This window comes from Pantoea sp. SO10, assembly GCF_005281435.1.
Classification (GTDB): domain Bacteria; phylum Pseudomonadota; class Gammaproteobacteria; order Enterobacterales; family Enterobacteriaceae; genus Pantoea; species Pantoea leporis.
On sequence record NZ_CP040095.1, the window covers coordinates 149950 to 164635 of the forward strand.

Below are 14686 nucleotides of genomic sequence, written 5' to 3' on the forward strand. Positions count from 1 at the left end.
TTGCATAATAAACCCCATTGATTTTTTTCCCGATTTTTTGCCTCGTTGCGCGACATCCTGACCTTCTCGTGGTCAAAGAGTCTGTTATTAAATAAACGTGGCGGCACAATGCCGCGCCGGTCACCCCAGATGTGACCGAACATGCCGCGCTAACGAGCGTTGATCTGTTTGAGTAGGGGTTCACATGCAGGGCACCAGAATTCGGCTTTTGGTTGGCGGATTGCTACTGGCAGCGTCCGGTTTTGGCGTGCACGCCGAGACGCTCCAACCCGATCCCGCCTGGCAGGAAGGCAAACTGGACAATGGTTTTAGCTGGCAGCTGCTAACCACACCACAACGTCCAAGCGATCGTATTGAGCTGCGCCTGATTGTTAACACCGGTTCGCTGGTGGAGAGTGCGCAACAAACCGGCTATAGCCATCTTTTACCGCGTTTAGCGATGGTGCACAACGCCACGCTGGACACCAATCAGCAACGTGCGCTGTGGCAGCAAGCCATGGATCCGCAACGTCCGCTGCCACCCGCTATTTCGTCGTACGATTACACCCAATACAACCTGAGCTTGCCGAACAACCGCCCTGATCTGCTGAAAGAAGCGCTCAGCTGGCTGGCGGCGACCGCCGGGAAAATGACGATTAATGAGCAGGTGGTTTCTACCGCATTAATGGCGACCGATCCGATTGCCACCTGGCCTGCCAATACGCAGGATGTGTGGTGGCGCTATCGCCTGAAAGGCTCGGCGATGCTGGCGCACGATCCCGGCGAGCAACCGCGCGCGCCGGTGGATATCGCACAGCTCAACAGCTTCTATCAGCAGTGGTACACGCCCGACGGCATGACGCTGTACGTAGTAGGTAACGTCGATAGCCGCAGCATGGCGGAGCAGATCAACAAAGCTTTTGCGCCGCTGAAAGGTAAGCGTGTTGCACCTGCCGCGCTACCGACGCTGTCACCGCTGCCGCATCAGCCGGTGAATCTGGTGAATGGCGGCATGAATCAGGATCGCCTGTCGCTGGTGTGGGACACCGCATGGCAGCCGATTCGTGATTCGCAGAACTTGCAGCGCTACTGGCAGAGCGATTTAGCGCGTGAAGCGCTGTTCTGGCATGTGCAGCGCGCGCTGGCTGACAGCAAAGCGCAAAGCGTGCAGGTTGGCTTCGATTGCCGCGTGCTCTATCAACGTGCGCAGTGCTCGATCAACATGGACAGCCCGAATGCCTCTTTGCCGCAGAATATGAATCAGGTGGCGAAAGAGCTGGCGGCGGTGCGCGACAAAGGGTTACCGCAGGAGGAGTTTGATGCGCTGATGGCGCAGAAGCTGCTGGAGCTCAACAAGTTGTTTGCCACATACGCCCGCACCGACACCGATATTCTGATGGGCCAGCGTCTGCGCTCGCAGCAAAACGCGGTGGTGGACATTGCGCCTGAGCAGTATCAGAAGCTGCGTCAAACCTTCCTCAGCGAGATGACGCGCGATCAGCTAAATCAGGAACTGCGCCAGCAACTGTCGCAGGAGCTGACCATGGTGCTGATTCAGCCGCAGGGTGAAGCCGAGACCAACGTGAAGATGCTGCAGGAAAGCTGGGATAAAGTGATGAAGCTACCCGAACCGCCAGCGGTACCCGCGAGTCCGGAAGAAGTGAAACCGGATAACAGCGCAGGCGCGGCGGATCAGACCGCGCCATCATCCTAAACATTAGGTCTTAGCACGTAGCCATTCGGTTACCAGCATCGGCCAACTGGCGAGCGGTAAATCTGCCACGCCACGGATACCAAATCCGTGGCCGCCTTTCTGGTAGAAGTGAATCTCCACCGGCACTTTATGCTCACGCAGCGCGCTGAAGAACACCATGCTGTTGTTCACCGAAACCGATTCATCATCGGATGCGTGAATCAGCAGCGTCGGTGGCGTTTGTGCGTGCACGCGCGTCTCCAGCGAATAAGCATCAACCATCTTCTGATCCGGCCATGCGCCAAGCAAGCGGGTGCGTGCACCTTCATGCGCCAGACCTTCACGCATGCTGATCACCGGATAGAGCAGCACCATCGCATCCGGGCGCGGTGTGAAGCTGTCGGCTTGATCCTGCACCGGATAGAGTTTCTCGCCAAAGCGGGTGCCGAGGCTGGCGGCAACGTGTCCGCCTGCCGAGAAGCCCATCATCACGATATATTTGCCGTTCAGCCCGCGCTGCGCACGTTCACGTAGCACGCGCACCGCACGCTGCGCATCGGCCAGCGGCGCGTCTGGACCTTCGTGGTGACCGTCATACGGCAGGCGATAGGTCATCACCGCCAGCGTGTAACCCATTGACGTGAAGAAGGTGGCGAGCGCGCTGCCTTCGCGGTCGATCAACACCCGCTGATAACCGCCGCCCGGCGCGACCAGCAGCGTGATGCCGTTCGAGGTTTCCGGATGCCAGATGGCAATTTCCGGGCAGCGCACGCCGGTGGCGGCGCGGTCATAAGGTTCGTACTCTTTGGCGAGATCGACGATCTGCGGCTGAGCGCGCGAATCGCTCGCGCCTGGCGCATCACCGTGTGGCCAGATATTGATGATTTCTGTGTGCATAAGTCAGTCCTGAGCGAGTCATGTTGTCGTTATTTTTTCGCGGCCGGAGTAACAGCGTCCTGCTGTTGTTGATTAAAACATGGTCTTTTTTGCTGCTGGCGTCCAGCCGAAAACCGCCGATTGCGCCAGTTTCGGACTATGCCTGGCGGCCAGATTTCCTGCCATAACACATTGAATTTAAATCGATCTGATTAGCGCGAGTGAAGAAGTAATACCGTTTTTGTTACAGAAGTGGATGAGTCAGGTCGTTAGCGGAAATTGGCAGGGAAAAATGCTGCGTTAAGGCAAACTGCACGGGCGGGTTGGTTAGCACAGGTAATGAATAGCGAGGAGAGTTGTAGCGGCGCGATTCATCGCGCAATCAATTGCGCCGCTACGGTTGGTGCAGGTGGTTATGTCATTTCGGCATCGCGCTGAGCGGGATAATCGCCCCGCGATACTGGATCACCGTGCTGGCGGTGAGATGACCGCGTGCGGCGGCATCTTCGGCGCTTCCTCCGGCTAAACGCACCGCCAGATAACCAGCGCTGAAGGAGTCGCCAGCCGCGGTGGTATCGATCACTTTCTCTTTCGCCAGCTTGATGGCGGCGACCTCGCGCAGCGGCTCATCGCCAACCGCCACCAGACAGGAGTCCGCACCGCGTTTGATGGCAATCTCCTGCACGCCCGCAGCGCGTGTGCGGGCAATCACCGCATCCAGCGGCTGCTCGCCCCACAGCAAATCTTCGTCGTCGAGCGTCAGGAATGCCATGTCGGTATGGCGCAGCATCTCGGCATACGCCTGCTGAGCGCTGGCTTTGTCGGCCCAAAGACGCGGACGGTAGTTGTTATCGAAAATCACCTTGCCACCGTTCTGACGACAGGCGCTGAGCAACGTCATCAGTTTTTCGCGACTGGCCGCAGGCAGAATCGCCAGGCTGATGCCGCTCAAATAGAGATAATCATAGTGCGCCAGCTGCTGGCAAATCGCGTCCGCTTGCGCGCTGTCCAGCCAGAAACGGGCGGCGGCGTCGTTGCGCCAGTACCAGAAGGTCCGCTCGCCGTGGTCGTCGGTTTCGATGAAGTACAAACCCGGCATTTTATTGTCGAGGCGCTGAACCAGCGCGGTTTCGACATTTTCCTGCTGCCAGGCGGCGATCATCTGGTCACTGAAACTGTCGGTGCCGAGTGCGGTGACATAATCGACACGCAGCTGTTTATCTGACTGACGCGCCAGATACACCGCCGTGTTCAGCGTATCGCCGCCAAAACCGCGTTTGATGTTCTCACCTTTCTCGGACAGCTCAATCATGCATTCGCCAATAATGGCGATTTTCTTCTGCGTCATGGTCTTCAGCCTGTAGTGAATTCTGCCTTAGTCTCGCGTCTGGTATGGCAGTCGTCAATGGTTTTTAAAACGATGTTTTGATTTAACTTAAGGCAGCAAACCGCCTGCGCCACGGTGATTTAGCGGCCAAAGCGCGTTTTGTTTTGCCGATTAAGTGCGAAGCACGCTGTTACACTCAACTCTTCATGGGACTAACGAGATTGATAAAGTTATCCCGGCGATCGCCGATACTTGCCGCTGAGATGCTATTTGCAGGCACTCAACACCAACCAGGAAAAAACCATGGTGATGAAGAATTTGAGTCATCGGCTGCCTGTTTCAAATGAATTGGAGCAACAACAGGAAACGCGTCTCTTCTGGCAACAGTGCCAACGATTCTATACTTTCCAGCCGATTTATCAGGTCTCAGGCCGCATGCTGGCTATTGAATTACTGACGGCGGTTACCCATCCCTCCGCGCCAGAAAAAAGGCTGTCGCCCGAAGACTATTTTGAAGCACTGACTATCGCGCAGCGCCTCGGTGTCGTCCAAGAACAACTCGAGCTGCTGATCACATGGTCAGCGTTTTTCAATCAGCGTCAGCTGGTGGCGTCGGTTAATATCGACGGTCCAACGCTGATGGAGATTGAGAAGCATGAGTCGATTCGCACGCTGATTGCGCAACTGCCGTGGGTGCGCTTCGAGCTAACGGAGCATCATGCGCTGCCGCAGGAAGAGATGGTGGCGAAGATGCCGGAACTCGGGCCGCTGTGGCTGGATGATTTTGGCTCTGGCATGGCGAACTTCTCCGCGCTGACCGAACTGCGTTACGACTACATCAAACTCTCGCGCGAGCTGTTTATGCTGCTGCGCGCCAGCGATGAAGGCCGCTCGATGTTCTCGATGCTGCTGGCGTTGATTAACCGTTACTGCAACGGCGTCATCGTTGAAGGCGTGGAAACCGAAGAGGAGTGGCAACAGGTGCGTAGCTCGCCAGCGATGGCGGCGCAGGGCTACTTCTTCTCGCGTCCGGTGCCATTCAGCGAGCTGGAACGTATGGCACTTGAGCTTCCCTGATCCCGTTCCGCGGCGTCTCGACTATCCTTAGTCAGACGTGGAAGGGCAAGGAGGAAGCAATATGTCACGTACTCGAAAGATCCTGAGCTGGGTGTTCGGGATTTTTTTGTTATTGGTTGTAGTGATTGTGGTGCTCATCGCCACCTTTGACTGGAACCGCTTGAAACCAACGATTAATCAAAAAGTTTCAGCCGAACTGAACCGACCTTTCGCGATTCGCGGCGATCTCGGCGTGGCCTGGGTTCGCAACCGTGAGGAACCTGGCTGGCGAAGTTGGGTGCCGTGGCCGCAGGTGCATGCCGATGATGTGATGCTCGGCAATCCGCCCTCTATTCCTGATGTCACCATGGTGCATCTGCAGCGGGTTGAAGCCACCATTGCACCGCTGGCGCTGCTGCATCAGCAGATCTACCTGCCGTGGATCAAGATGCAAAAGCCGGATGCGCGGCTGGTGCAAACCGCAGATAAGAAGAATAACTGGACCTTTGATCTCGCCAGCAGCCAGAACAGCGATGCTAACGCCGCGCCTTCTGCCTGGTCCTTCCGCCTCGACAACATCCTGTTCGATCAGGGACAAGTGCGCTATCGCGACGCCGTCAATAAAGCCGATGTCACAGTGACCATCAATCCGCTGGGCAAACCGGTGCCCTACGCCCAGGTGGCGGGCGGTGACGATCAGCAGAAAGGCGCGGGTGATTTTGTCTTTGGCTGGCAGGCGAACGGCACCTACAACAATCAGAAGCTGGATGGCGACGGCAAAATTGGCGGCATGCTATCGCTGCGCAGTAAAACCACGCCGTTCCCCCTGCAGGTGGATGTGCGTAATGGCACCACGCGCGTACGTATTGACGGTACCTTGCAGGATCCGCTCAATCTTGGCGGACTTGATGTGCGTCTGCGCTTCGCGGGCGATACGCTGGCCAATCTGTATGGCCTGACCGGCGTGCTGCTGCCCGATACGCCGCCCTATGAAACCGACGGCCATTTGATTGCGCGTTTCAATGAGGCGAAAGGGCCGCTATTCCGCTACGAGAAGTTTAACGGCCACATCGGCGACAGCGATATTCACGGCTCGCTCACCTATCGTCAGGGCAAACCGCGTCCAACGCTGACCGGTGAATTGACCTCGAACCAGCTGCGGATGGAAGATTTGGGGCCGCTGATTGGCGTCAACTCCGGCAAAGGCAGCGAGAAAACGCAGCAGGCCAAAGCGCAGCGCGGCGAAGCCTCATCGCAGCCTGCCGATCGCGTGTTGCCACACGACAAGTTTGATACCAAGAGCTGGGACGTGATGGATGCGGATGTGAAGTTCAGCGGCAAACGCATCGAACACAGCAGCAAGCTGCCGCTCAGCGATCTCTATACGCATCTGCAGCTGAAAAACGGCGACCTGCTGCTTGATCCGCTGCGCTTCGGTATGGCCGGCGGCAGCATCAACTCCACCATTCATCTGGAGGGCGACCGCAGCCCGATGCGCGGACGTGCCGATTTGCACGCGCGTAAGCTGCGTCTGCGTCAGCTGTTCCCGGATGTTACGGCGATGCAGAACAGTTTGGGCCAGCTCAACGGCGATGCCTCGCTGAGCGGCACCGGCAATTCGGTGGCGGATCTGCTCGGCACCAGCAATGGCGAACTGAAGCTATTGATGAATGATGGCCTGATCAGCCGCAGCCTGATGGAGATTGCCGGACTGAACGTCGGTAACTATGTGGTGGGTAAGCTGTTCGGCGATGATGAAGTGAAGATCAACTGCGCGGCGACCGATATGAATATTCGTCAGGGCTTAGCGACGCCGAAACTGTTCCTGCTGGATACCGAGAACGCGGTGATCAACGTGACCGGCAACGTTAATTTCGCGAATGAACGCATGGACTTGTCGATCAATCCGGAGAGTAAAGGGATTCGCATCATCACGCTGCGTTCGCCGCTGTATGTGCGCGGCACCTTTAAAAATCCGGATGCCGGAGTGAAAGCCGGACCGCTGATTGCACGCGGTGCCGCAGCGGTGGCGCTCGGTGCGGTGGTTGCTCCCGCCGCTGCGTTGATCGCACTGATTTCGCCTAGCGATACTGACGACAATCAGTGCAGTAATGTGCTGCAGCAGATGAAGAATCAGAAGTGATCAGTTACGCCACAGCACTTTGATGATGTGGTAACCAAAGGCGGTTTTCACCGGTCCGTAAGGCTGTAGCAGCGGACAGGAGAAGACCGCCTTATCAAATGCCGGTACCATTTGTCCTTTACGGAACTCACCCAAATCACCGCCGTTGCGTCCGGATGGGCAGGTAGAGTGTTTCTTTGCCAGCTGCTGGAAGTTCGCCCCTTTCGCAAGTTGCGCCAGCAGGGATTTGGCCTGCGCTTCCTCTTTCACGAGGATATGTAAAGCCGCCGCGGTTTTCGCCATGATGAAGTCCTAATGTGTATAATCCGGCCATTATAACCTCCTTTCTTTTGATTCAACTGAGCGAATTCCGTTATGCGTTTAAACCCCGGCCAACAACGAGCTGTCGAATTTGTCACCGGTCCTTGTCTGGTGCTGGCCGGTGCTGGCTCGGGTAAAACCCGCGTGATCACCAACAAAATCGCCCACCTGATCCGCGAATGTGGCTATCAGGCGCGCCATATCGCCGCCGTAACCTTTACCAATAAAGCCTCGCGCGAGATGAAAGAGCGCGTGGCGCAGACATTGGGGCGTAAAGAGGCACGCGGCCTGATGATTTCCACCTTTCATACGCTGGGACTGGAGATCATTAAACGCGAATACAAGGCGCTGGGAATGAAAGCCAGCTTCTCGCTGTTCGACGATCAGGATCAGCTGGCCTTGCTTAAAGACCTGACCAAACAGTGGCTGGAAGAGGACAAGACGCTGTTACAGCAGCTGATTTCCACCATCTCCAACTGGAAGAACGATCTGGTCGATCCGCAGGGCGCAGCGGGTTTGGCGCAATCGCAGCGTGATCAGATTTTTGCTCACTGTTATCAGCTGTACGACCAACATCTGAAGTCCTGCAACGTGCTGGATTTCGACGACTTAATCGCGCTGCCCACGCTGCTGCTGCAGCGCAATCAGGAAGTGCGCGAACGCTGGCAGCAGCGCATCCGCTATCTGCTGGTGGATGAGTATCAGGACACTAATACCAGCCAATATGAGCTGGTGAAGCTGCTGGTGGGTGCGCGCGCGCGCTTTACCGTAGTGGGCGATGACGATCAGTCGATTTACTCATGGCGTGGCGCGCGTCCGCAAAACCTGGTGCTGCTGCAGCAGGATTTCCCGGCGCTGGAAGTGGTGAAGCTGGAGCAAAATTATCGCTCGACGCAGCGCATCCTGAAATCGGCCAACATCCTTATCGCCAACAATCCGCACGTATTTGAGAAGCGCCTGTTCTCAGAGTTGGGGCAGGGCAGCGAGCTGAAGGTGCTGAGCGCGAATAACGAAGACCACGAAGCGGAACGCGTGGCGGGCGAATTGATCGCGCATCACTTCATCAACAAAACCGCCTATAAAGATTACGCCATTCTTTATCGCGGCAATCATCAGTCACGCGTGTTCGAGAAGCAGCTGATGCAGAACCGTATTCCGTATCGTATCTCGGGCGGCACGTCGTTCTTTTCTCGTCCGGAAATCAAAGATTTGCTGGCTTATCTGCGCGTGCTGACCAATCAGGAAGATGACAGCGCGTTTCTGCGTATCGTGAATACGCCGCGCCGTGAGATTGGTCCGGCAACGCTGCAGAAGCTGGGCGAATGGGCCAACCTGCGCAATAAAAGCCTGTATAACGCCAGCTTCGATATGGGGCTGGAGCAAACGCTGAGCGGGCGCGGACTGGAGCATCTGCAGCGCTTTACGCACTGGCTGAGTGAAATCGTCCAGCTGACCGAACGCGAGCCGGTGAATGCGGTGCGTGATCTGATTCGCGGCATCGACTACGAAAGCTGGCTGTTTGAAACCTCGCCCAGCCCGAAAGCCGCTGAGATGCGCATGAAGAACGTTAACCTGCTGTTCCAGTGGATGACCGAGATGCTGGAAGGCGATGAGCTGAACGAGCCGATGACGCTGGCGCAGGTGGTGACGCGCTTTACGCTGCGCGACATGATGGAGCGCGGTGAGAGCGACGAAGAGCTCGATCAGGTGCAGCTGATGACGTTGCACGCCTCAAAAGGGCTGGAGTTCCCGTATGTCTATCTGGTTGGCATGGAAGAGGGGTTATTGCCGCACCAGAGCAGCATCGATGAGAACAACATCGAGGAAGAGCGGCGTCTGGCTTACGTGGGGATTACGCGAGCGCAGAAAGAGCTGACCTTTACGCTGTGCCGGGAACGCCGCCAGTATGGCGAGCTGATGCGCCCGGAACCGAGTCGCTTCCTGCTGGAGTTGCCGCAGGACGATGTGGTGTGGGAGCGCGAGAAAAAAGTGGTGAGCGCCGAAGAGCGCGTGAAGACCGGGCAGACGCGCGTCGCTGGATTGAGAGCGATGCTGGAGAATGCGAAGAAGGGTTGAGTTCCCGGTTAGTGGTCGTAGTTCCCCTCCTCGGTCCGTGCTTGCAGTCCCCCTCCTCGGTCCGTGCTCGCAGTCCCCCTCCTCGGTCCGTGCTCGCAGTCCCCTCCTCGGTCCGTGCCCGTAGTCCCCCTCCTCGGTCCTCCCCATGAATGGGGGAGGAAGATGCTGCCACATGTTAGTGATGGGGCTGCATGTGGCAGCATCTCCTTCCCACGCTTGCGGGGGAAGGTCGGGATGGGGGACAGCCAGCGCAATCCCAATCAGGAAATCGTCAGTAACCAGTGCACGTAGGACTGATAATGACTCTCCTGCTCTAACAGCTCAGAACGCAGCGGATGCGCTTCGCGCCAACCGGCCGGCAGCGTCAAATGCAGTGCATCATCATCCGCCTGTAAACGCACGGCAGGCAAAGTGTCATCGCGACGACGACTTGAGAAGATAATCGCTAAGCGTAGCAAACGACTTAAACGCTCCGCCATGCGCGGCGGTACGGCGTTTTGCTGGGTCAGCAAGGCTAAATCGATGCTGCCGCTTTGGTTCTGCAGCAGGCAAGCCAGCATTTTTTTCTGCGCGGGAGTGAAGCCAGGAAGATCGAGATGACGAATCAGGTAAGCGGCGTGTTGCGGTGCCTGGCGGAAATCGACGCTCAGGCCAATTTCGTGGATAGAACAGGCGCTAAGGAGTAGATCGCGACATCGGTTATCCAGCTTCCAACTGCTGCTCACCTGACGGAAGAAACTCTCCGCCAACTGACGTACGCGACCGGCCTGGTCAATATCAATGGCAAAACGACGCTGCACGTTCTGCAATGTGCGGCTGCGGATATCACGATCCACCGGCAGATGCAGCATGCCATACACTAAACCTTCGCGCAGTGCGCCGCCGGCCAGCGTCATACCTTCAATGCTGAGTTCCTGGAAGATAGCGATGAGAATCGATAAACCGCTCGGGAACACTAAGGCGCGCTCCAGCGTCAATCCTTCAATTTCCAGCTCTTCCAACTTGCCGCACTGAATCGCGCGCTGTTTCAGCTGTTGCAGTTTGCTAAGGGTGATGCGCTCATCCATGCCCTGCGCCATCATAATTTCCTGCAACGCTTGTACGGTGCCCGACGCTCCGACGCAGATTTGCCAGCCTTTTTCGCGCAGCGCAGCGGCCACCGGACGGATCATCTCGCGCGCGGCCAGTTCGGCCTGCTCGAAATTCTCTTTGGCCAGATGACGGTCGCTGAAGTAGCGTTCAAGCCAGGTTACGCAACCCATCGACAAGCTGAACAGCGTGGTGGCATGTGAACCTTCGCCAGTCACCAGTTCGGTGCTGCCACCGCCGATATCGACCACTAAACGCTGATCGGAACCGCCGGTGGTATGCGCTACGCCCTGATAAATCAGGCGTGCTTCCTCTTCGCCGCTGATGACATTCACCGCGCAGCCAAGAATGTGTTCAGCCGTTGTGAGGAAATCCTGCGCATTTTCGGCAAGGCGCAGCGTGGCGGTTGCCACCACGCGGATTTGTTCCGGAGGAATATCCTGCAGCTGTTCGGAGAACAACCTCAGGCACTGCCAGCCGCGTTGCATCGCCTCAGCGGAGAGGTGATTCGCTTTGTCGAGGCCAGCCGCCAGACGCACTTTGCGCTTTATCCGCGCGACGGTCTGAATGCTGCCAGACACCTCGCGCACCACCAACATATGAAAGCTGTTAGAACCTAAATCAATCGCTGCATAAAGTGACGATGCGCTTAGCATGGTGTGCTTAACCCGAACGTTTACGGTTGCTATTGCGCGGCGCGCCGCTCCGACGGTTACTGTTGTTCCCGCCACGGCGTGGGCCGTTACCCGAGCGGCTGCGTTGCAGACGTTTCGGCGGTGGCAGTTCGCTCATCAGCGCATCGCTGTTGTACTTGCTGACCGGAATACCGTGACCAATATACTCTTCGATTGCCGGCAGGTTCAGCGCGTACTCTTCGCACGCCAGGCTGATGGAGTGACCGCTGGCACCCGCGCGGCCAGTACGACCAATACGGTGAACGTAGTCTTCGCGATCGTCAGGCAGATCGTAGTTGAACACATGCGTGACGGCAGGAATGTGTAAACCCCGTGCCGCGACGTCGGTGGCAACCAGGATATCCACATCGCCTTTGGTGAAGTCATCGAGGATACGCAGACGTTTTTTCTGTGCTACATCGCCGGTCAGCAGACCCACACGATGACCATCGGCAGCCAGATGGCCCCAAATGTCTTCACAGCGGTGCTTGGTGTTGGCGAAGATGATGGCGCGATCTGGCCACTCTTCTTCTACCAGCGTCTGCAGCAAGCGCATTTTCTCTTCGTTTGAAGGGTAAAAAAGCTCTTCTTTAATGCGGTGGCCGGTTTTCTGCTCGGGTTCAACTTCCACGTATTCGGCGTTGTTCATGTGCTCAAACGCCAGTTCACGCACGCGGTAAGACAAGGTTGCAGAGAACAGCATACTCAGGCGTTGGGTGGCCGGCGGCATGCGGCGGAACAGCCAACGAATGTCTTTAATAAAGCCGAGATCGAACATGCGATCGGCTTCATCCAGCACAACAACCTGAATCGCGCCCAGGTTAACATGGTTCTGCTTGGCGTAGTCGATCAGACGTCCGGTGGTGCCCACCAGAATATCGACACCATCAGCCAGCACTTTCAGCTGTTTATCGTAGCCGTCGCCACCATAAGCCAGGCCCAGCTTTAAGCCAGTGACTTTCGCTAACGGTTCTGCATCGGCATGAATTTGTACGGCGAGCTCACGCGTCGGGGCCATGATCAGCGCACGTGGCTGATTGATCTGGCGACCTTCTGCGGCAGGATGAGAAAGAAGATAATGAAACGTTGACGTCAGGAACGCCATCGTTTTGCCGGTACCGGTTTGCGCCTGACCCGCAACATCACGCCCTGAAAGCGTAAAAGGCAATGCGAGCGCCTGGATAGGCGTGCAGTTAGAAAAGCCTTTGGTATCAAGGGCTTCTACCACCTGAGGGTGCAGGGCGAAGTCGGAAAACTTCTGTTCAGTTAAGTGTGTTTTGCTCATAGTGTGGTAGAATATCAGCTTACTAGCGCTTTACGAAAGCGTATCCGATGAAATAAAGTCAACCTACGTTGGTATCATTTCCGCCAATTCGCCAGGCGCAATCTTTTGGAGTTAAACATGAGCAGCGATAAGATCGTTCACTTGACCGATGACAGTTTCGACACAGACGTACTGAAAGCAGACGGTGTCACTCTGGTAGATTTCTGGGCTGAATGGTGTGGTCCTTGCAAAATGATCGCCCCAATTCTCGACGAAGTCGCAGAAGAGTACGAAGGTAAACTTACCATCGCTAAGTTGAACATTGATGACAACCCGGGTACAGCGCCAAAATATGGCATCCGCGGTATCCCAACTCTGCTGCTGTTCAAGAACGGCGAAGTGGCGGCAACCAAGGTTGGCGCACTGTCTAAAGGACAGTTGAAAGAGTTCCTGAACGCCAACCTGGCCTAAGCCCGGCGCGGTGTTTGTTCGGCAGTGGTGAATTTTTTCGCCACTGCTGGACGTCTCACTTTAAGCGTGTTAAGTTAATTTCACTGCATTACGCTCTTACCTTGTAGTTTGCATCTAAGTTTTCCCTTGTCAGACCCTACTCGCAATGAACGTTATCGTGGTTTGGCAATCTGATGACTAGCACATTCGGCATCATCTTTCGACTGTCTCCTCGTTTCCTATCGCCACATCTGACGATAATCGTCGAGCTGAGTTGAAAAAGAGCCATTAACAGGCATGGAATTTTTGCCATACCACTCACGACAATCATTTCGAGAATTACCCCGAGTTTAAGAACCCATCACTATGAATCTTACCGAATTAAAGAATACGCCGGTTTCTGAGCTGATTACCCTCGGCGAAAATATGGGGCTGGAAAACCAGGCGCGTATGCGCAAGCAGGATATTATTTTCTCTATCCTGAAACAGCACGCAAAAAGCGGCGAAGACATCTTTGGTGATGGTGTGCTGGAGATATTGCAGGACGGATTTGGTTTCCTCCGTTCTGGAGATAGCTCCTACCTCGCCGGTCCCGATGATATCTACGTCTCTCCCAGCCAAATCCGCCGCTTCAACCTCCGCACTGGTGACACCATTTCTGGCAAGATTCGCCCGCCAAAAGAGGGTGAACGCTACTTTGCGCTGTTGAAAGTTAATGAAGTTAACTATGACAAGCCGGAAAACGCGCGTAACAAGATTCTGTTCGAAAACCTTACGCCGCTGCACGCCAGCAAGCGTATGCGTATGGAACGCGGTAATGGCTCGACTGAAGATCTGACCGCACGCGTGCTGGATCTGGCTTCTCCGATTGGTCGTGGTCAGCGTGGTCTGATTGTGGCGCCGCCGAAAGCGGGTAAAACCATGCTGCTGCAGAACATCGCGCAGAGCATCGCCTACAACTATCCAGATTGCCTGCTGATGGTGCTGCTGATTGACGAACGTCCGGAAGAAGTGACCGAGATGCAGCGTCTGGTTAAAGGTGAAGTGATCGCTTCGACCTTTGATGAGCCAGCGTCACGTCACGTGCAGGTTGCTGAGATGGTGATCGAGAAGGCCAAGCGCCTGGTTGAGCACAAGAAAGATGTGATCATCCTGCTTGACTCCATCACGCGTCTGGCGCGTGCCTACAACACCGTGGTTCCAGCATCAGGTAAAGTGCTGACCGGTGGTGTGGATGCTAACGCCCTGCATCGTCCGAAGCGTTTCTTCGGTGCGGCACGTAACGTGGAAGAGGGCGGCAGCCTGACCATCATCGCGACCGCGCTGGTTGATACCGGTTCGAAGATGGACGAAGTGATTTACGAAGAGTTTAAAGGTACAGGTAACATGGAATTGCACCTCTCGCGCAAAATCGCCGAGAAGCGTGTATTTCCAGCGATTGACTACAATCGTTCCGGTACCCGTAAAGAAGAGCTGCTCACTACGCAGGAAGAGCTGCAGAAGATGTGGATTCTGCGCAAAATCATCCATCCAATGGGTGAAATCGACGCGATGGAGTTCCTCATCAACAAACTGGCCATGACGAAAACCAACGACGAATTCTTCGATATGATGAAGCGTTCCTAAGTTGCGAATGGCGAGTCGCTAAGCCAAGCGGTGATTCGCACAATTTGCCAGGAAATATTGCTAACGCCACGTCTTAACGTGGCGTTTTTTATTTATGGGCATTAGGATTAGCGCAGTCAGGAAGCTTTTATAT

The 14686-nt window shown here is 55.8% G+C and carries 11 protein-coding genes; 6 read left to right on the forward strand and 5 right to left on the reverse strand.

The annotated features are described in order from the left end of the window. The first annotated feature begins 184 nt into the window (after positions 1-184). A complete protein-coding gene (locus tag FCN45_RS00670; RefSeq protein WP_101763783.1) occupies positions 185-1693 on the forward strand; it encodes a pitrilysin family protein in 1509 nt (502 codons plus the stop codon). Between the two features lie 3 nt (positions 1694-1696). Here FCN45_RS00670 and FCN45_RS00675 read toward each other — a convergent pair whose 3' ends face one another. Continuing rightward, entirely contained in the window at positions 1697-2569 is an 873-nt protein-coding gene (locus FCN45_RS00675; protein WP_137384896.1) for an alpha/beta hydrolase, read from the reverse strand. Between the two features lie 397 nt (positions 2570-2966). Further along, a complete protein-coding gene (locus FCN45_RS00680) occupies positions 2967-3896 on the reverse strand; it encodes a sugar kinase (protein WP_137384897.1) in 930 nt (309 codons plus the stop codon). A 282-nt stretch (positions 3897-4178) separates the two neighbouring features. Between FCN45_RS00680 and pdeH the strand changes: the two genes are divergently transcribed. Together pdeH and FCN45_RS00690 are read left to right on the forward strand one after the other, a co-directional pair. Beyond that, on the forward strand, positions 4179-4952 hold the full coding sequence (gene pdeH, locus FCN45_RS00685) for a cyclic-guanylate-specific phosphodiesterase (protein ID WP_101763780.1): 774 nt from the start codon (positions 4179-4181) through the stop codon (positions 4950-4952). A gap of 61 nt (positions 4953-5013) precedes the next feature. Beyond that, complete coding sequence (locus tag FCN45_RS00690; protein WP_137384898.1) at positions 5014-7074, forward strand: AsmA family protein; 2061 nt, start codon at positions 5014-5016, stop codon at positions 7072-7074. Here FCN45_RS00690 and ppiC read toward each other — a convergent pair whose 3' ends face one another. After that, positions 7075-7356, reverse strand: coding sequence for a peptidylprolyl isomerase PpiC (gene ppiC / locus FCN45_RS00695; protein WP_137384899.1), 282 nt, complete (start codon positions 7354-7356; stop codon positions 7075-7077). Between the two features lie 72 nt (positions 7357-7428). Here ppiC and rep point away from each other — a divergent pair, with 72 nt between their 5' ends. Then, positions 7429-9450: a DNA helicase Rep gene (rep, locus tag FCN45_RS00700; protein WP_137384900.1), complete on the forward strand. Its 2022-nt coding sequence runs from the start codon at positions 7429-7431 to the stop codon at positions 9448-9450. Positions 9451-9710: 260 nt separating this feature from the next. Here rep and gppA read toward each other — a convergent pair whose 3' ends face one another. After that, a complete protein-coding gene (gene gppA / locus FCN45_RS00705) occupies positions 9711-11195 on the reverse strand; it encodes a guanosine-5'-triphosphate,3'-diphosphate diphosphatase (RefSeq protein ID WP_110867908.1) in 1485 nt (494 codons plus the stop codon). Positions 11196-11202: 7 nt separating this feature from the next. Beyond that, on the reverse strand, positions 11203-12498 hold the full coding sequence (gene rhlB, locus FCN45_RS00710) for an ATP-dependent RNA helicase RhlB (RefSeq protein WP_110867909.1): 1296 nt from the start codon (positions 12496-12498) through the stop codon (positions 11203-11205). 117 nt (positions 12499-12615) lie between these two features. Between rhlB and trxA the strand changes: the two genes are divergently transcribed. Together trxA and rho are read left to right on the forward strand one after the other, a co-directional pair. After that, complete coding sequence (trxA, locus tag FCN45_RS00715) at positions 12616-12948, forward strand: thioredoxin TrxA (RefSeq protein ID WP_008105741.1); 333 nt, start codon at positions 12616-12618, stop codon at positions 12946-12948. A gap of 345 nt (positions 12949-13293) precedes the next feature. Then, positions 13294-14553 carry a transcription termination factor Rho gene (gene rho / locus FCN45_RS00720; RefSeq protein ID WP_008105744.1) on the forward strand — a complete coding sequence of 420 codons (1260 nt, stop codon included), beginning with the start codon at positions 13294-13296 and terminating at the stop codon, positions 14551-14553. Positions 14554-14686: the final 133 nt, after the last annotated feature.

Excerpts from the sequence above, each read along its gene's own strand:
- FCN45_RS00670 (WP_101763783.1), top strand. The coding sequence starts at position 185 with ATGCAGGGCACCAGAATTCGGCTTTTGGTTGGCGGATTGCTACTGGCA.
- FCN45_RS00675 (WP_137384896.1), bottom strand. The coding sequence starts at position 2,569 with ATGCACACAGAAATCATCAATATCTGGCCACACGGTGATGCGCCAGGC.
- FCN45_RS00680 (WP_137384897.1), bottom strand. The coding sequence starts at position 3,896 with ATGACGCAGAAGAAAATCGCCATTATTGGCGAATGCATGATTGAGCTG.
- pdeH (WP_101763780.1), top strand. The coding sequence starts at position 4,179 with ATGGTGATGAAGAATTTGAGTCATCGGCTGCCTGTTTCAAATGAATTG.
- FCN45_RS00690 (WP_137384898.1), top strand. The coding sequence starts at position 5,014 with ATGTCACGTACTCGAAAGATCCTGAGCTGGGTGTTCGGGATTTTTTTG.
- ppiC (WP_137384899.1), bottom strand. The coding sequence starts at position 7,356 with ATGGCGAAAACCGCGGCGGCTTTACATATCCTCGTGAAAGAGGAAGCG.
- rep (WP_137384900.1), top strand. The coding sequence starts at position 7,429 with ATGCGTTTAAACCCCGGCCAACAACGAGCTGTCGAATTTGTCACCGGT.
- gppA (WP_110867908.1), bottom strand. The coding sequence starts at position 11,195 with ATGCTAAGCGCATCGTCACTTTATGCAGCGATTGATTTAGGTTCTAAC.
- rhlB (WP_110867909.1), bottom strand. The coding sequence starts at position 12,498 with ATGAGCAAAACACACTTAACTGAACAGAAGTTTTCCGACTTCGCCCTG.
- trxA (WP_008105741.1), top strand. The coding sequence starts at position 12,616 with ATGAGCAGCGATAAGATCGTTCACTTGACCGATGACAGTTTCGACACA.
- rho (WP_008105744.1), top strand. The coding sequence starts at position 13,294 with ATGAATCTTACCGAATTAAAGAATACGCCGGTTTCTGAGCTGATTACC.